At 35.7% G+C, this 17,703-nt stretch carries 16 protein-coding genes, 1 pseudogene and 1 riboswitch; of the genes and pseudogenes, 2 read left to right on the top strand and 15 right to left on the bottom strand.

Going from position 1 to position 17,703, the window contains the following annotated elements; all coding sequences use genetic code 11:
- Nucleotides 1-9 precede the first annotated feature (9 nt).
- The 7 genes from DEX24_RS07100 to DEX24_RS07130 form a co-directional block, all read right to left on the bottom strand.
- Nucleotides 10-888, bottom strand: coding sequence for a branched-chain amino acid ABC transporter permease (locus DEX24_RS07100; RefSeq protein ID WP_109305722.1), 879 nt, complete (start codon nt 886-888; stop codon nt 10-12).
- A gap of 65 nt (nt 889-953) precedes the next feature.
- Nucleotides 954-2,144 (bottom strand): ABC transporter substrate-binding protein, encoded by a 1,191-nt coding sequence (locus DEX24_RS07105; RefSeq protein WP_109305723.1) that lies wholly within the window; start codon nt 2,142-2,144, stop codon nt 954-956.
- Between the two features lie 284 nt (nt 2,145-2,428).
- Nucleotides 2,429-2,869, bottom strand: coding sequence for a MarR family winged helix-turn-helix transcriptional regulator (locus DEX24_RS07110; protein WP_109305724.1), 441 nt, complete (start codon nt 2,867-2,869; stop codon nt 2,429-2,431).
- Between the two features lie 35 nt (nt 2,870-2,904).
- Entirely contained in the window at nt 2,905-3,660 is a 756-nt protein-coding gene (locus tag DEX24_RS07115) for an SDR family NAD(P)-dependent oxidoreductase (RefSeq protein WP_109305725.1), read from the bottom strand.
- A gap of 78 nt (nt 3,661-3,738) precedes the next feature.
- Nucleotides 3,739-4,971 (bottom strand): MFS transporter, encoded by a 1,233-nt coding sequence (locus DEX24_RS07120; RefSeq protein ID WP_307725572.1) that lies wholly within the window; start codon nt 4,969-4,971, stop codon nt 3,739-3,741.
- Nucleotides 4,958-5,371 (bottom strand): MarR family winged helix-turn-helix transcriptional regulator, encoded by a 414-nt coding sequence (locus DEX24_RS07125; protein ID WP_246131375.1) that lies wholly within the window; start codon nt 5,369-5,371, stop codon nt 4,958-4,960. The genes DEX24_RS07120 and DEX24_RS07125 overlap by 14 nt, the downstream gene beginning before the upstream one ends.
- Before the next feature lie 133 nt (nt 5,372-5,504).
- A complete protein-coding gene (locus DEX24_RS07130; RefSeq protein ID WP_109305728.1) occupies nt 5,505-6,098 on the bottom strand; it encodes a class I SAM-dependent methyltransferase in 594 nt (197 codons plus the stop codon).
- Nucleotides 6,099-6,318: 220 nt separating this feature from the next.
- Between DEX24_RS07130 and DEX24_RS07135 the strand changes: the two are divergent.
- Nucleotides 6,319-6,689: pseudogene (locus tag DEX24_RS07135) on the top strand (SDR family NAD(P)-dependent oxidoreductase).
- 317 nt (nt 6,690-7,006) lie between these two features.
- Here DEX24_RS07135 and gltP read toward each other — a convergent pair.
- The 8 genes from gltP to DEX24_RS17370 form a co-directional block, all read right to left on the bottom strand.
- A complete protein-coding gene (gene gltP, locus DEX24_RS07145; protein WP_281288170.1) occupies nt 7,007-8,293 on the bottom strand; it encodes a glutamate/aspartate:proton symporter GltP in 1,287 nt (428 codons plus the stop codon).
- Nucleotides 8,294-8,487: 194 nt separating this feature from the next.
- Entirely contained in the window at nt 8,488-9,387 is a 900-nt protein-coding gene (locus DEX24_RS07150; protein WP_109305732.1) for a response regulator, read from the bottom strand.
- A complete protein-coding gene (locus tag DEX24_RS07155) occupies nt 9,387-10,661 on the bottom strand; it encodes a sensor histidine kinase (protein ID WP_109305733.1) in 1,275 nt (424 codons plus the stop codon). The genes DEX24_RS07150 and DEX24_RS07155 overlap by 1 nt, the downstream gene beginning before the upstream one ends.
- 119 nt (nt 10,662-10,780) lie before the next feature.
- Nucleotides 10,781-11,482, bottom strand: coding sequence for a CAP domain-containing protein (locus DEX24_RS07160; RefSeq protein ID WP_109305734.1), 702 nt, complete (start codon nt 11,480-11,482; stop codon nt 10,781-10,783).
- A 264-nt stretch (nt 11,483-11,746) separates the two neighbouring features.
- Nucleotides 11,747-12,490: an amino acid ABC transporter ATP-binding protein gene (locus tag DEX24_RS07165; RefSeq protein WP_109305735.1), complete on the bottom strand. Its 744-nt coding sequence runs from the start codon at nt 12,488-12,490 to the stop codon at nt 11,747-11,749.
- 15 nt (nt 12,491-12,505) lie between these two features.
- Entirely contained in the window at nt 12,506-13,291 is a 786-nt protein-coding gene (locus tag DEX24_RS07170) for an amino acid ABC transporter permease (RefSeq protein ID WP_109305736.1), read from the bottom strand.
- A gap of 61 nt (nt 13,292-13,352) precedes the next feature.
- Nucleotides 13,353-14,207 carry a transporter substrate-binding domain-containing protein gene (locus tag DEX24_RS07175; RefSeq protein ID WP_109305737.1) on the bottom strand — a complete coding sequence of 285 codons (855 nt, stop codon included), beginning with the start codon at nt 14,205-14,207 and terminating at the stop codon, nt 13,353-13,355.
- A gap of 114 nt (nt 14,208-14,321) precedes the next feature.
- Nucleotides 14,322-14,506: riboswitch (Lysine riboswitch) on the bottom strand.
- A gap of 112 nt (nt 14,507-14,618) precedes the next feature.
- The gene (locus DEX24_RS17370) at nt 14,619-16,082 is read right to left on the bottom strand and encodes a hypothetical protein (RefSeq protein WP_109305738.1); all 1,464 of its coding nucleotides are present in this window, start codon (nt 16,080-16,082) and stop codon (nt 14,619-14,621) included.
- A gap of 333 nt (nt 16,083-16,415) precedes the next feature.
- On the opposite strand from DEX24_RS17370, the gene guaC reads away from it, so the two are divergent.
- Nucleotides 16,416-17,399: a GMP reductase gene (guaC, locus tag DEX24_RS07185; protein WP_109305739.1), complete on the top strand. Its 984-nt coding sequence runs from the start codon at nt 16,416-16,418 to the stop codon at nt 17,397-17,399.
- Nucleotides 17,400-17,703: the final 304 nt, after the last annotated feature.

A 17,703-nucleotide genomic window follows, 5' to 3' on the forward strand; every position in this document is an offset into this window, starting at 1 on the left:
GTTCGCCACCTACACTTTCTCGCGAGTATTTTTACCGAATATACCCGCCGGTCTAAAGATTAAAATAATAATTAATATGACAAAAGCAGCAGCATCTCTCCATAAAGAGAAGCCTAGTCCGCTGACAACTGTCTCTACTACTCCAAGTAACATACCACCTGTCATCGCACCCGGGATGCTTCCGATGCCACCCAACACAGCAGCAACAAACGCTTTCACACCTGGCAACAAACCCATTAAAGGATCTATACGTGTATAATACAGACCAAAAATAACACCAGCAGCGCCAGCTAAGGCAGAACCAATCGCAAATGTAGCTGAAATGGTATTATCAACATTAATACCCATTAAACGAGCAGCATCAGCATCGTGAGAAACTGCACGCATCGCCTTACCGATTTTTGTTTTATGTACGATAAATTGTAACAGGACCATCAATGAAATCGACACGCCTAAAATCAATAATGATTGCGAACTAATTTGAGCACCTAATATATCAATTTTCGTATTTGGTACGAGGCCATCTGGATAGGTTTCAATTTGTGAACCTCTAAAATAAATCATCGTGTATTCGATGAGTAGCGATACACCAATCGCTGTAATAAGTGCCGCGATACGCGTAGCATTTCTTAAACGTTTATACGCCAAACGTTCGATCACAACACCCAATATCGCACAAAGAATCATCGCGATAATAAGCGCCGGGAAAAAACCGACATTCCAATACGTTACGGCATAAAAACCGACGAAGGCACCGATCATAAAAACATCACCATGAGCAAAATTGATGAGTTTTATGATGCCGTAAACCATCGTATATCCAAGCGCAATCAGTGCATAAATACTACCTAATGACACACCGTTGATTAGTTGTTGTAACCATTCCATACGCTTCACTCCCTACTTCGTGAAATAATAAAAGAGGGGTAAGTTCCCCCTCTTTTTTCAAACAATTAAGGATTAACTTTTGAGTTAAACACCTGTGTACCATCTTTGTATTCAAGTACAGTTGCTGTTTTTTGTGGGTGATGATTTTCATCTAATGTGAAGTTACCTGTCACCAATGTCAAATCTTTTGTATCTGCCAGCGCTTTTTGAACTTTTTCACCATCAGTAGATCCAGCACGCTCAATCGCGTCCTTCAACCAGTAAACTGTATCGTAACCAAGTGCATTGAACGCATCGGGCGTTTTATCATCATTTTTCGCTTTAAATGCTTTGACAAATTTTTGGATTTTATCATCTGGATCTTCGGCCGAGTAGTGGTTAGTGAAGTATGTGTTATTCAGCGCTGTACCTCCTGCTAATTGCTGCATTTTTGGTGAATCCCAGCCATCGCCACCCATTAAAGGCACATCAATACCAACATCGCGTGCTTGCTTAACAATCAAGCCCACTTCCTCGTAATAACCCGGGATATAGATAAAGTCTGGTTTTTTAGATTTAAGTAATGTTAGCGTTGATTTGAAATCTGTATCCTTCGCTACATAAGCCGCCTCTTCAACTACTTCTCCACCTTTTTTCTCGATTGTTTCTTTAAATGATTTTGCTAAACCTTTTGCATAATCACTCGAGCTATCCGCAAAGATTGCTACTTTTTTTGCTTTTAATGTATCTACTGCAAAATTCGCTGCAATCTCACCTTGAAATGGATCGATGAAACATGTTCGGAATGCGTAATCATTTACTTTGCCTGTTTTATCATCGACCGTTACTGTAGGCGAAGTTGCCGATGGACCGATGACTGGCATTTTATTTTTGTTGGCAATTTGTACAGAAGCCAATGTATTCCCCGATGTCGCAGAGCCAATTTGCGCCACTACTTTTTCTTTTGTTGCTAGCTTGATGGCAGCGGCTGTTGCTTCTGCCGAATCTGATTTATTATCAATTTTTACGACCTTTATTTTCTTCCCATCGATACCACCTGAAGCGTTGATTTCGTCAATGGCTAATGTCGCACCTTTTTCAATACCTGAACCGTATGATGCTACTCCCCCAGATAATTCTAGGTTCATACCAATTTTAATCTCCTTACTATCATCTCCACTTGCTTCTTTCCCCTTTGACCCACAGCCTGCTAGAGCCCCTACTAGTAGTGATGATGCTAAAAAAACCGACCCATACTTCTTAAGCTTTTTATTCATATTGAAAGCTCCCCCTGAAATAATTTTTTCTCCCAACAAACCTCTATGCAATGTTCACGTCTGCTCTAGGTCTTAAAATGGTTCAAAATACCTTAACACTTACATATTTTAAATCATTAAAAACAATCCGTCTACACAATTTTCTGTTAATTCTAAATATTCTCACTAAATATATTTGTCTAAATAGTTAATTTATGTAATAAACTCAATGAGCTGTAAGCTCGCAACATTTTAGTTATTTTATAAAAAAATAAAATAAAAAAAGAGTCGTTCATTAAAATGAACTACTCTTCTTCATTTCTCTCTATTGCGGCTTTTAATAATTTCCCAGTAATTGCCATATACTGATCTAATTCTTCTTCAGATAATACTTCAAAAATCTCTTTTTGAACCTGACGGCCATATACTTGCGCATCTTTCAAAACAGCTTTACCGTCCATAGTAATTTCCATTAATACATGACGACGATCTTCTTCATTGTATTGACGTTCTGCATACCCTTGCTTGACGAGTTTATTGGCAATATTCGTCATTGCTCCAGGTGTACAACCTAACTTATCTGCAAGGACGGTTTGTTTTTGCGCTCCATCTTTTTGCAATTCAGCTAACACTAATACTGGCGAGACACCTAACTTATGTGGGAATCGTTTCGTAAAGTGATAAATATTCGAATTGTTTATATACTCCGTAATGTGTATTAATTGAAATAAATTGGACTCTTTCAAAATTATCCTCCTCAATAAACACGAAAAACCACATTCTAATGAAGCATTATTGAACCGCCGTCAACCATAATCGTTTGACCAGTAATATAAGAAGAATCAGCAGAAGCTAAAAATACAGCTGCACGACCGATATCTTGCTCTACATCACCAAAACGACCTAGTGGAACTTGCTTACGAACTTGCTCGTAATATTCCGGCTGTGCTTTAGACCAAGCTTCTACTCCAGGAGTATAAGCCAATGGGCTAATAATGTTGACATTAATACCAAATTCGCCCCATTCATTTGCTGCAACACGCGATAGACCACGAATTGCTTCTTTAGCAGCTGCATAAGCACCTTGAGTTTTATGACCATCTAAACCAGCACCAGAGGCGAAGTTTATAATATTACCTTTTGTTTCTTTCAAGTATGGTAATGCCGCTTGCATTAAGTAAAATGTTGGGTAAAAACTTGTACCGAATGATAAGTCTAAGTGTTCTTGTGTAGTATCTTCTAGTGGTACTTGTTTAGAAACATGTGCGTTATTTACTAGAATGTCTATTTTACCACATTTTTCAACAACCGTTTTTACGATATTTTTTAAATTTGCATGCTCCATCAAGTTAGCTTTGATGAAAAAAGATTTTGGAGAATATTTTTGTAACTCTGCTTCAGTAGCTAAACCCATTTCTTCATTTAAATCAACGATTGCTACAATAGCGCCTTCTTTTGCCATAGCTTTTGCCATACCGCTACCGATACCGCCAGCGCCACCAGTAATGATTGCCACTTTATCTTGTAATTTAGTCAAATTAAACACTCCTTTAGTTTGGTTCATTCATACTTTACCACTAAACCTTTTAACGTTAAAGGGTTTTCACTTAAATCCTTATTTTACTTGCTGTATAATTATTTTTTTATCGTGACGACCATGTGCGAAATAATAAATAACCATCACAACCAAAATGAAAAGACCTAGAATCGTAAAGAGTTTACCGTAACCAAGCACTGGAATTATATACCCCAATAGATAAGGTCCCATTCCTAATCCTGCATCTAAAGCGATAAAATAAGTAGATGTTGCTAGACCCATACGGTGACTGGGTGTTACTTTTACGGCAATTGCTTGTGCAGCAGACGATAAATTACCGTAACCAATACCGATTAAAGCACCAGAGATCAATAAGATGACACCTGTATGAGCCGTACTAATCAATAACAAACCAATAGCAAATAATACAAAACTTGGATACATGACAATATTGCTACCAAAACGATCTAATAATTTACCAGAGATTGGGCGTGTCAATAATATAGCTAAAGCATAAACGACAAAGAAAAAACTCGATGCCGATACAAGATCGCGTTCTTTAGCAAAGAAATTAATAAACGTTAAAATGGCTGCATAACCAAAACTCATCAATAACGTTACAAGGGCAATCGGAATTGCTTTTGGTTCAATATACTGTGCGAAAAATGATGTTTTTTCTGTTTTTTTCTCTATTTTCCCCATCGCTGGAAGCATAGGGATCTTCGTAAAAATTGCTAGTAGTAAACAGATAACTGCAATGAACATACATAATGAAAAAATTGTATTATACGATGTATGCTGTGCCATCATAATACCGATAAATGGCCCAATAGCTGTACCAAGTGTCGCGCTCATACTATAATAGCCAATACCTTCACCCCTGCGACTAGCCGGTAGTAAATTAGCAATAATTGTGCCTGTTGCTGTAGAAGCGATACCAACTCCAATACCGTGCACAAAACGACTTATTAATAGCACGGTAATGCCCAAATGTAAAAAATAGAATGATGTCGTTAAGACAAAAAATAGGAGACCGAATAAGAGTACTTTTTTTCGCCCAATTTGATCGATGACACGTCCTGTAAATAGTCTACCCAATAATGTACCAATAATATAAATACCTGTTACTAATCCCGCTTGGCTAACTGTAGCATGATAATCTTTGACTGCAAATGTGGCGATTGTTACCATCAATAAGTAAAAAATAACGATAATTAAAAAGTTGATGATTGCCATATTGATAAATTGTTTTGTCCATAATTTTTCTTTTCCTTGTTTCATAATACGCCTCTTTTTACTATATTTTTTCACGTAATGATTGAAGCAATTCAATCATTTCAAGTTGTTTATCTTCTGAAACCCCTGCCATTACAGCTGTTTCAAATTCATCAATTGGTATACGTACTGCTTGGTATAATGCTTGACCACTTGGCGTTAGGATTAAACGCTTTTGTCTTTTATCCTGCGTTTCAATCGTTGTCAGCAGTCCACTGGCTATTAGTTTCGCCACCGTACGGCTGACAGTCGGTTTTTCAACTCCCTGCAAATCGGCTAACTCGACAAGTGTCATCGAGTCGTTTTTTTCTAAATAATACAATGTCGCCCACTGTGCACGATGCAAATTATGCTGCGCTAAAACTGCATTAAGTTTCGTTTCAAATGGTCGATAAAATAATACTATCTGATGAAAAAATGTGGATGTTATTGTCAAAAAAACGCCTCCATTAGTTACTCTGGGTAACTGTATAATTAACCTTGTTAATATATCATAGTTTTTTTCATTAGCAAAGTAGTGATACATAGCAAAAAAGCCATTTAGCAGTAAATACTAAACGGCTTTATCGTTATTTGATAATGATTAATTGAATAATATGCGCTAAACCTGAATGACGTTCGCCTTCTTGACGCAACGCTTCTCCCGTATAGAAATGCTCCACTTGATAGTTGTTACACCACTGAAGTACTTGCTGAGCGTTATAGAGCATGTCCATCGTTTGAGGACCACCCGTTTTATAAGCTAACTGCTCTTCGCTATACATTTCCATCATGACGCGACTACCCTTTTTCACAGCTGCCATAATCTTATTAAAGACATGAAATTGATCTTTTTTATGAAAGTGACCATACACCATAATAGCACCGTCAAATTCTTCTACTGGCGTGGAATCTGTCAGTAAATCTGTCAATCTTGTCGCAACATGGACATTGTTTTGTGACGCTAATTTTTTCGTCTTATTTAAACCATTTTGTGCATAATCAAATGACGTTAGCATGAAACCTCTTGAAGAGAGAAAAACAGCATTACGACCTTCACCTTCTGCAAATGCACCTATCTTTTTACTTCCTTTAAAAAGGTCATAATGCTGAGCGATAAATTCATTAGGTGCTGTACCGTAAATATAAGTTTCTGTATCAAAATGTTCTTGCCAAGTATTCATATAAAACCCTCCACTATAGTAGATCTGATAAAATGATGATTCGAGCATGTATACTATATAATTGCGTTATTCCGTTTAAATTATGTCATAGTTTATAGCTGTTTTCTAGAATCTATTAGATAAATGAATGCGTATGACATGGCTTTATAAGTAAATTCACACTCTATTATAATGATTGCGTATTCTATAATAAACGATATGGAAGGAAAAGGTGACTATTATGACTCGATTGACTAATCAAGTTGTAATCATCACAGGTAGTGGTGCTGGTATTGGGAAAGAAATTACTTTTACTTTTGCACGTCAAGGGGCCAAGATTGTTATGGCAGATTTCAATGAAACGGCTTTGCAGGCTACTGTTTTAGAATTACAACAAACTGCCATGCAGGAATTGATGACCAAATGCAAGCTACTAGTAATGTTGAAGACGTCATATGGGATCGTGTACTTGCTATTAACTTGAGCGGTGTAATGAGGGCTTGTCGTAAAGTAATACCCTATTTCATAGAAAATAACGGTAGCATAATTATCAATATGGCTTCACTGGTGGTCGTGATGGACTTGCTTATACGGCGGTCAAACTGGCTGTAGTAGGTATGACAAAAGTATCGCCTCCCAATATAGTCCTCAAGGTATTCGTGGCACTGCAATTGCACTGGCATATATCGCCACTAATTTTACTGCTACGATGACCCCTGTCGATCAATTTGGTTTAGAGGTTGCAACATATATGGTGTCCATTTAATGCCTAAAGTCGGCATGGTTGAAGATGTATCAAATATCGCTCTATTCCTCATATCCGGCGAATCATCATTAATTACTGACGGCGGTTGGCGTGTATACTCATACGAAAAGAAAAAACGTGCAAGGACAAATGGATTGTCCTTGCACGTTTTTTTGTTGTTCTATTAAGCTTTCGCTGTAGCTTCTTTTTCTTCATTTTCAAAATAGTTATCATATTTTGTTTGGTCAAATCGACCTTCCCAACGCGCCATTACTAATGATGCTAATGAATTACCAACTACATTTACTACTGTACGACCCATATCAAGAATACGGTCAATACCAAGAATGAACGCCAGACCTTCCAATGGAATACCTACTGTACCAAGCGTTGACAATAAGACAACGAATGATACACCCGGTACGCCAGCAATACCTTTAGAAGTGATCATTAATGTGATGATTAGTGTCAGTTGTTGACCAATTGATAAGTCAATATTATACATTTGAGCGATGAATAACGCTGCAATAGATTGATAGAGCGTTGAACCATCTAAGTTGAAGGAGTACCCTGTTGGTACAACGAATGATACAACATCTTTTGGAGCACCTAGATTCTCCATTTTTTTCATTACACGTGGTAAAACTGTTTCAGAGCTCGAAGTTGAGAATGCTAGTATTAATTCTTCTTTTAACACTTTAATTAATTTAATAATGCTGATTTTTGCCATTTTAGCCACAATGCCAAGAACGACAAAGATAAAGAAGATCATAGCTGCATACACAAGTAATGCAAGCTTCGATAATGGAATAAGTGATTTCACACCGAATGTTGATACTGTTACTGAAATCAGTGCAAATACACCGATTGGAGCAAATTTCATGATGGTATTTGTCACCCAGAACATTGCATCTGCAACGCCTGAGAAAAACGCTAGTACTGGTTTACCTTTTTCACCAATTGCCGCTACTCCTAAACCGAATAATACTGAGAAGAAGATGATTGCTAACATATTACCGCTAGCCATTGCTGAAATAATATTCGTTGGAACGATGTTGATCAGCGTTTCTGCAAATCCACTATGCGACACAGCTTCAGTCGTATTTTGGAATTGTGAAATATCACCTTTTGTTAAATGAGACATATCTACACCTTTACCAGGCTTGAAGATATTCGCTGCTACGATACCAATTAAAATGGCTACCGTTGTAATGATTTCAAAGTAAATGATTGTTTTCAAACCAAGTTTACCAAGTTTTTTCATATCTCCAGTGCCTGCTACACCAAGAATTAATGTAGAAATAATAATAGGTACTACAATCATTTTGATCATATTCATAAAGATTGTGCCTACTGGTTGTAGATATTTGGTAACGTTATCATTTCCATAAAATAAAGCGCCTACAATTACACCAAGAACAAGTCCAATTAAAATTTGCCAAGCAAGGCCAAGTTTAAATTTTTTCATCAATGAGTCACCTCTCAAAATATATTAGTTTTAGAAGTCCATTAAAAACTATAAACTAATACTATTGATGACTTAATGAATCCGACAATATCCGACAATTAATTTTGAAAAAATTTTCAAAAAACGACAAAACATATATTTTTTCCTTATCATTGAGATCGATTATATGCCAGTTTGATATGAAAACGATTTCCTCACTATATTTTCTTCATCGGGTTATTATATTTTTCATTCATATCAATATACAATACTTGTAAAAACTTTTTAACATTGACCTTCATTTTTGTCGGTGTCCCATCATTTTGAATTATTTTCATAATGGAACGAATTTCTGAAAAATCGAAGTAACGTGGTGCATAATACTCAAACTCTGGATTTGTATAATCTACAACGCCCAATGTTGATAAGTTGTTCATTGCCGAGCTAATTGTACGACGAATTCTTTGTTCAATCGCCTTACTTTCTTTCATTATATCAACATTACTCACCTTATTATTACTAGCAATTACTTCATACAAATCTTTTAGGGCTGGTATTTGCATCGAATGATCTTTACGTTCCGCTAGATACATTAATATATTTAAAATATCATCACTGCCTACTTCGCCAACAATACCCATATCATTTAAGATTGATAAGGCAACATCCTTCTGCGTACGATGTGACTCTTCCTCCGTATCCGCTTCAAAGTTCATAATTGACTTGCGAATTGTCATCAATGATTTTTTTAATACAAAACGTTCGCTTGTTTTTTTTAAAATACTTTGCACTTCAATACGATTGATTGGTTTATGAATGAAAAATTCAACGCCTTTTTCATAAGCTTCCCCTACCATCTCTTTGTTAACAACCTGCGATAACATGATGAAATGACCGCGAAAACCTTGATTACGTAATTCATCAATCGTTTCAATACCATCTAAATGTGGCATTAATAAATCGATGAGTACGAAATCTGGGTCGCTTGTAAGAATTTGTGGAATAGCTGTTTCTCCACTATCCGATTCCCCAATCACAACACCCATATCTCCCTCTAAAATAATTGTTTTTAACATTCTACGGCTTGCCGCATCATCGTCTACTATAAAATAACGCATTATACCGTTCCCCCTTGCTCCAATTTCTCCCGTGGTAAGTCAATTATAAATGTTGTTCCTTCAATAGAAGATTGTACAGTTAGTTGACCCTCTAACAGCTTCACTGCTTCCTTGACATGCGATAATCCAATGCCGGTTGCAGCGACACCTTTTTCACTATATTTTGTCGTATACCCCGCCTCAAATATAATCGTCAGTTCATCATCTGAAATCCCTTTACCATTATCTGAAATGATGACGCGTATATGCGCCCCCTGTTCTTGCACTTCAATTGTCACCCGACCTGTTTCTGCAATTGATTCGACGGCGTTGGATACGATATTATTTAGAATTGCCATAAATAACATATATTCACGTACCGTAAAATCAACAGTTGTTGACCAATCAATCTCTACTTGACGGGCGATATGTTGTGCATACTTACTATTTGATGACGCAGACATCTCCAAGATTTGTGATAATGTAAATAGTTCACGATCTGTTTGAATTAATGACAAATCGGACAAGCCTGAAAAAATACGCTGTGCATCTTTTTTCACTTCATGAATTTCCTGGGCAATATAAAGCGCCTTTTTAGCTAGTTCCTGATCGTTACGTTTTTTTAATAAACGATAAAGATCATAACTATCCGCCATAATTTGTTCCGTATGATGCATCGATTTTTGTAAATAGAGTGTCTCAATATATAAATCTGACCCCATCGCCAGTTGTTCTTCTAACCTTTTCTTTTGCTCTGCTAATGTAATCGAGCTATATAGACCTACAACAAAAAAGCTTCTTAAAACGGCCACAGCAAAAAGTAATAACCAGGCTCCACCATTGTATACAATTTCCGGTAATAACATTAAACGTAGCAAATGCTCGATGCTATTACTACTAATTTCAATCAATGTCGCAAATAACCCTAAAAAAACGGGTCGATCTTTATATTGTTCTAACTTGAACACATAAAAACCAACGCTATATACAATGTAAAATACACTGGAAGGTAGATGTTCGTTTATCGCTGAAGACATTTCTTCCCCATATATAATTAGATCAATTGAAATTCGAAAGAACATTAATATACCAGCAGTCATAAAACCAGTGAGAATATAATTTTTAGGTTGGCGAATTAATAGCATAAATAAAAATGTAATCGGACCGATACCAAAACGAAAATTTTCACCTGAAAAAGGGGATAATTTCACTTCACCACCGATTGCTGTAATAATGGCGATTAATAAAATCCATGTAATATCCGACTTGAACAATTGTTTAAACTTTTGCTCCATAGTTTTCTCCTATTATATATGATGTTCATTTAGTGTAACATTGGAAATCTTCTTTTAACTAGCCCTAAGTTTTATCCACTAATTGACTCTATGTAAAGAGGCTGATATATAGCCCCCCTTCATTGCTGTGCAAACCATTGTACTGCATAGGTTTGATACCTATTTTTAGACTTGCCAGGTAAAACAGTAATCGCCATTTTATTAAAGCGACGATTTAATATATTTTCCCTATGTGTTTCTGATTTCATCCATGCGTTGACAAAACCTTGTGCTGTCACAAAACCTGATGCAACATTTTCACCAGCTAAAGAAAACTTGTATTCATTCGTATAAAGAAACTGTGACCAACGACCATAAATCGGACTATAATGACCAAAATAATTTTGACTAATCATATCTTGCGCCCTCACCGTCGTCATTACTTTTAATGATGCGCTATTTTTTAATTTTTTTAAATTATATTTTCCTCTCTCCTTATTTACCAAACGGATAATATCCGTTTCCATTTTGCGGTACTCCGCTGAACGCGTTGCTGTAATTTTTTTTGCACCCTTTATCCAGACATATTGTTTATATTGTGTTTTCACTTTAAACCATTGCCCTTTTTTTCCATACTGTTTATAAATACTTGGCGGTATCTTTGTTGTTAATTTCCCCTTTCCAATCCCCTTATATGCTGTCGTTTGTTTAGTAATTTTAATAGATGGTAAAGATTTTTTTGCTTGAACCGGTGCTGTAATAAGTAGTGTTTGCAAAATAAGTATCCCTAAGGTCAATGCTGTAAATGCTCTCTTAGATGTCGAAGCGACCATACTATTCATCACCGCTCTCTTATAAAAATAGTTAACTTTCTTCTATTCTTTACTTTTTCATTAACACTTAAACTTTTCTTTTTTCTCATACAATTTATATTTTGATATTTTTATGATATCATTCACCTGTTTCTTCTATTTATCTTAGTTATTTATAGCTATATAGAATGATTGAATTAACTATATTTAACATAAAAATGAAATAAAAAAAATATCTCACTTCCATCATTTTTATGACGGTGTGAGATATTTCATCTAATTTATAATTAATGACTAGTTATTTTTTAATGCACGCTTTAAAAATGCTTTTGTACGCTCATGCTTTGGATGGTTAAATACTTCATCAGGAGTACCATCTTCAACAATAATACCTTTATCCATAAGGACAATTCGATCTGATACTTCACGTGCAAATTCCATTTCATGTGTCACGATAATCATTGTTGAACCATCTTTTGCTAATTTTTTCATCACTTGTAACACATCACCAACCATTTCTGGATCAAGTGCAGATGTCGGTTCATCAAATAACAACGCTTCCGGTTTCATAGATAATGCGCGCGCTATTGCTACACGTTGTTTTTGACCGCCTGAGAGTTGCGCTGGACGCGCGTTAATATACTGACTCATACCGACAACTTGTAAATATTCTTCCGCGATTTTTTTCGCCTCATCCTTTGAACGTTTTAGCACTTTCATTTGACCCAATATACAGTTATCCAACACATTACAATTATTAAACAAATTAAATTGCTGGAATACCATGCCCAACTTCGTGCGATAGTCATTGACGTTTTCCATATGTGTTAATATATTTTTTCCATCATAATTCACTTCTCCGCCATCTGGTGTTTCAAGTAAATTTAAACAGCGTAGTAATGTTGATTTACCGGAACCCGATGAGCCGATTACCGTGACAACTTCTCCTTTTTTTACAGAGAAGTTAATGTCCTTAAGTACTTCATGAGAGCCAAAGGATTTACTTAAATTTTTAATATCAATAATTGTATTTTCCACGTGAATTCCTCCTTACTACATCGGGTTTTCTGGTCTGCGTATCGACATTTCATCAATCATTTGATAACTTGCTTTTCCATTAAGTCTACGTTCGAAATAGCGCAGAATTTGCGTCACAATTATCGTTAATACTAAATAGATTAAACAAGCAATAAAGAATGATTCAAAATAACGGAAATTATTACCGGCAATCGATTTCGTTTGGAAGAATATTTCTGTAACACCTATCACGCTTAACACCGCTGTATCTTTAATATTCATAACAAATTGGTTACCTGTCGCTGGTAAAATATTACGCATAACCTGTGGTAATACTACGTGAATCATTGTCTTCCAATGACTCATACCAATTGCTTGGGCTGCTTCAAATTGTCCTTGATCCACGCTAATAATACCGCCTCGTACAATCTCAGCCATATAGGCTCCTGTATTTAATGATACGACTAAAATACCTGCAAATACACGATTTATGTCACCATCAAATCCGAAATCTGTACCGATTAGATTTTTGATTTCTATCATGATCAGTGGCAAACCATAGAAAACAACCATCGCTTGTACCATCATCGGTGTGCCTCGGAAAAACTCAACATAAATTCTCAACACCACACGAATGACCAGTAGAATATATTTTTTCACACCTTTTTTTTGCTTAGGAATCGTGTCAATCACTCCGATTAATAAACCGATTACAGCACCAATAATCGTAGCAATAACGGAAATAAGCATCGTCATACCAATGCCACGTAAAAACATTTGCCAGTTATCTACCGCAATATTAACTAACCACTCTAAACTCATAATATCCCTCCTCCAAAAAGAGACTACCGACCAGTCAACAGCGTCGGTAGTCTCTTACACTCTATTTTGCTGCCGGTTGTTGGGCGATTGCTTCGTCCATGATTTTTTGGCGCTGTTCTTCAGTGATTTCTTTTAAGGCTTTGTTAATATCCGCCGTTAAGTCACTGCCTTTTTTCAGACCAACTGCTATTGCTGTATCGTCAGTCGAAGCTTGGAAACCTTCACCATCGTCAAATTCAACCATGACAAATTTATCATTCGCCATCGCGGCTGAAATTCCTTCTGGACGTTCTGATACATAACCATCAATTTTGCCAGATTCCAATGCTACGCGCATTGTCGGGAAACTTTCAACTGCAGTTTCTTTTTTCACACCTGGAATTTGATCGATTACTGAATAATGGAAAGTATTTAATTGCCCTGTAATTTTAGCATCTTTAAAATCTTTAATCGATTTTGCATCTGCATACTTACTATCCGCACGAACGACCATTACTAAATCAGATGTATAATAAATATCTGAAAAATCGATTGTTTCTAATCTTTCTTTTGTTGGTGACATACCAGCGATCACACCATCAATCTTATTGGAAATAAGCGCTGGAATTAAGCCGTCCCATTCCGTTTTAACAATGACTAATTTACGATCTAATTTTTCTGCTACTAATTTTGCAATTTGAACATCATAGCCACCAGCATATTCTGCATTGCCATCAATTTTCACGGCACCATTGGAATCATCTTTTTGTGTCCAATTGAATGGTGGATAACCTGCTTCCATACCGATTTTCAATGTTTTATTATCATCAGATGAAGAATCTCCTGATCCTGACTCTTTATCTTTAGAACCACATGCAGATAATACAAGCACTAACATTAACATGAGTAAAGATAATAAACTAAATGATTTTTTCATAGTGAATACACCTCATTATTATATTTCCCTAAACGAAAAAGGACTAATGCCAAAAGGTATTGAGATGAACTCATGGACCTTTTGAATTAGTCCTGTAAATTCTCAACATTCCCTTTTAGAGATAGCACAACTTACATTTTTCGGGTAAAAAAAGTAAGACAGTCCTGCAATTATTCATTGCAGACCCAGCATAGAATTTTGAGATAATACTATACTTCGGCGATATTTCCTTCTGATTAGCTTCTAAGTTGTCTCGAACTATTCTAATCACTAATAAATATCGCGCCTCTACCTCACAAGAAAAGTGAGGTCTTATTCGTTTGTATGTTACTAATTAGTCTAACGTACACGCTATTTTCTGTCAATCGTCTCTCTAAAATGACCTGAGTTATTGTGAAGATAAAAAAGTGCTTACAAAATTTCTTCTTCTGCTTCTGAATATGGTTCCAAATATTCAACATCATCGATATAAAAAACATTTCCATTTGCAGCATCGATTCGTTCGATTCGTTGACCTTTAACCTTTTCACTCGCTTTATACACGAGTTCATAGACAATAAAATCATCTGTTTGAATGGGAACACGTGCTAATTTCATCTCTAATGAATCATTGTGCAATTTATTGGCCTCATCAATTGTTACATCTACATCGGTCACCATATCTTCGATTAACTGACTATTTAAAAGGGGAATTGTCGTATCTTTGACTGCACCTGTGTAAATACCCATATCGATATATGCGTTAAATTCATCCAACATAATATTTCCTAATTTACGTTTGAAAGTGAATGTGATGAATGGTTCAAGGATATCATCTTCCTCTTCATCATCGTCTTCTTCTTCGTCCTCTTCTTCTGATAATGCTTTTAACAGCGCAATTTCTTCCTCTGTTAAATCATCGTCTTCTTCTTCGTCCTCTTCTTCTTCAACCAGTTGATCTTCAAGAAGATATTTAGAATCAATATTTCCGATGATTAATTCCAAAAATTGCAAAGCACGATCTTTTAAAATTTCGATATCCAATTCTTCTGTTACTTCAAAAGGTATTGAAGATTCTACCGTTACTTCGTTAAGATCAGCACGATGTAGCTTAATATATTTTTGAGGATTTTCTTGTGAAGAATAGATCATAACACCGTCCTCTTCTAAAAGAGACATATCATCTGTCACACCTAATAAATTACTTAATGAGATTGAAGGTTTAATTTTTGGGATATCGATAAAATCTACTTCTTCTTCACCTAATAATTCATTCAACTCCACTAGTTGACCTGCTACATTAACAACAATATTTGTTTTTTTAGGATAATACATTAATTTTAACTGATCTTCCAATTCTTCTGCACCGAGTTCTACTTGTATCGTGCTAGAGAAAATATCATGCGCCTCTTGTTTTGTTAATGTAACTTCTGGATATTTAAGTTGATAATAATTTTGATTTAAAGTGGCTGATAATACAAAGCCCTGTTTTGTCATTTCTAACATGACACCAGACTCTGGTAATGGAATATTGTATTTTGTATCCATCGCTGCAAATTCAATTTGATACACATCATTTCCCCATTCAACAAAAGAAATAATTTCTAGTGTTCCACGACCAAATTCTTCTACAAATTCACTTGCTAATTCTTTTATATCATCAACAGATAATTCTTCAAACTCATCTAAAGAAATATCGTTATTATCAGTAATCATGTCCATATCGACCATCAATGAAGTCATTTTACCTTCTTCGGAAACTTCTACACTACCATATATAAGATCACGATTAGCATCCATAATTTCACCAAATTGTTCAAAGCCTTCATCCGCGACGATTTTTATTGGCGGACAGCCTAATAATAAATCTCTAATTTCTATTTCAAGTCGTTTCATTTGTGATGTCCTTCCATTTCGTATTTCTATATACCCGTTAGTCTTCCTATTCTAAAAGACCTGGTATACTAACTTCCTCTATTCGTTGATTCTATCATATGGAATGTTTTTCGTCCTATGTTAGCAAAAAAAACAAAAAACTTTCAATAGTACAGAAAGCTCGATATAAAAGCGTTTTCAACTATTTTTTTATTGAATTTGTGTTAAAAATGAAAAATTTTCAAACTATTTATATACAAAACCTTTGACAGAATTCTGAAAATAGGTTAAATTACCAAAGGACGAACAATTATCGTCCGAACAAAAATAATATTCGTCTTTAGGAGTGTTTTCATGGATAATGTATTTGATTACGAAGATATTCAATTAGTTCCAGCAAAATGTATCGTTAACAGTCGCTCAGAATGTGATACCTCAATTGAGTTGGGTGGTCATAAATTTAAACTACCGGTCGTACCTGCAAATATGCAAACGATCATTGATGAAACAATTGCAACGCAACTAGCCGAAGATGGCTATTTCTATATTATGCACCGCTTTAATCCAGAAAAACGTACGCAATTCACAAAAGATATGCAGGCGCGTAACTTAATCGCCTCTATCAGCGTTGGTGTTAAACCAGAAGAATATGAATTCGTTGAAAGTTTAGCTGCGCAAGGTATTACACCTGATTTTATAACAATCGATATCGCACACGGTCATTCAAACGCCGTGATCAATATGATTCAACATATTAAAGAATATTTACCGAAGGCATTTGTTATTGCAGGTAATGTCGGTACGCCTGAAGCTGTACGTGAATTAGAAAATGCAGGTGCAGATGCTACTAAAGTCGGCATTGGACCTGGTAAAGTTTGTATCACTAAAATCAAAACTGGTTTTGGTACTGGAGGCTGGCAATTAGCTGCTCTCCGTTGGTGTGCAAAAGCAGCGACTAAACCAATCATTGCTGATGGTGGTATTCGCACAAATGGTGATATTGCAAAATCGGTACGCTTTGGTGCTTCGATGGTTATGATTGGCTCATTATTTGCTGGTCATGAAGAATCACCTGGTAACACGATTGAAGTAGACGGCAAACTCGTGAAAGAATATTTTGGTTCTGCTTCAGAGTTCCAAAAAGGCGAGAAGAAAAATGTCGAAGGTAAAAAAATGTATGTCGAACATAAAGGTTCTCTAAAAGATACTTTAGTTGAAATGCAACAAGATTTACAATCATCGATTTCTTATGCTGGTGGTACAAAACTTGATGCCATTCGTACAGTTGACTACGTCATCGTTAAAAATTCTATTTTCAACGGTGATAAAGTTTACTAAGTCGTTCATTTTCACAAAACATGGGAAAAAAGAGATAGGCAATCATTGCTTATCTCTTTTTTGGGTTCTATACTATTAGGATTTTCAAACAATAGCACCTCTGCTCGATGCTTTGTGCAAGCTTGTGGTATGTAACGCAAAAAAATACAATGCTACCAATTCATACGCTTAAAAATGGGTAAGTAGAGATTTTAAAACGCAATGTATTTGGATGTAGATGCTTTGCTCATTTTCGAGCGAAAATTGTATGGCATATGAAGTATAAAGAAATGGATTTTCATTTAGGATAAATGAGTTGTGTCGT

The organism is Kurthia sibirica (assembly GCF_003143975.1).
Taxonomy (GTDB): domain Bacteria; phylum Bacillota; class Bacilli; order Bacillales_A; family Planococcaceae; genus Kurthia; species Kurthia sibirica.

What these genes read in the sequence shown, in the direction of transcription:
- guaC (WP_109305739.1), top strand. Translation starts at nt 16,416, where the DNA reads ATGGATAATGTATTTGATTACGAAGATATTCAATTAGTTCCAGCAAAA.
- DEX24_RS07105 (WP_109305723.1), bottom strand. Translation starts at nt 2,144, where the DNA reads ATGAATAAAAAGCTTAAGAAGTATGGGTCGGTTTTTTTAGCATCATCA.
- DEX24_RS07100 (WP_109305722.1), bottom strand. Translation starts at nt 888, where the DNA reads ATGGAATGGTTACAACAACTAATCAACGGTGTGTCATTAGGTAGTATT.
- DEX24_RS17370 (WP_109305738.1), bottom strand. Translation starts at nt 16,082, where the DNA reads ATGAAACGACTTGAAATAGAAATTAGAGATTTATTATTAGGCTGTCCG.
- DEX24_RS07175 (WP_109305737.1), bottom strand. Translation starts at nt 14,207, where the DNA reads ATGAAAAAATCATTTAGTTTATTATCTTTACTCATGTTAATGTTAGTG.
- DEX24_RS07150 (WP_109305732.1), bottom strand. Translation starts at nt 9,387, where the DNA reads ATGCGTTATTTTATAGTAGACGATGATGCGGCAAGCCGTAGAATGTTA.
- DEX24_RS07170 (WP_109305736.1), bottom strand. Translation starts at nt 13,291, where the DNA reads ATGAGTTTAGAGTGGTTAGTTAATATTGCGGTAGATAACTGGCAAATG.
- DEX24_RS07160 (WP_109305734.1), bottom strand. Translation starts at nt 11,482, where the DNA reads ATGAATAGTATGGTCGCTTCGACATCTAAGAGAGCATTTACAGCATTG.
- DEX24_RS07155 (WP_109305733.1), bottom strand. Translation starts at nt 10,661, where the DNA reads ATGGAGCAAAAGTTTAAACAATTGTTCAAGTCGGATATTACATGGATT.
- DEX24_RS07130 (WP_109305728.1), bottom strand. Translation starts at nt 6,098, where the DNA reads ATGAATACTTGGCAAGAACATTTTGATACAGAAACTTATATTTACGGT.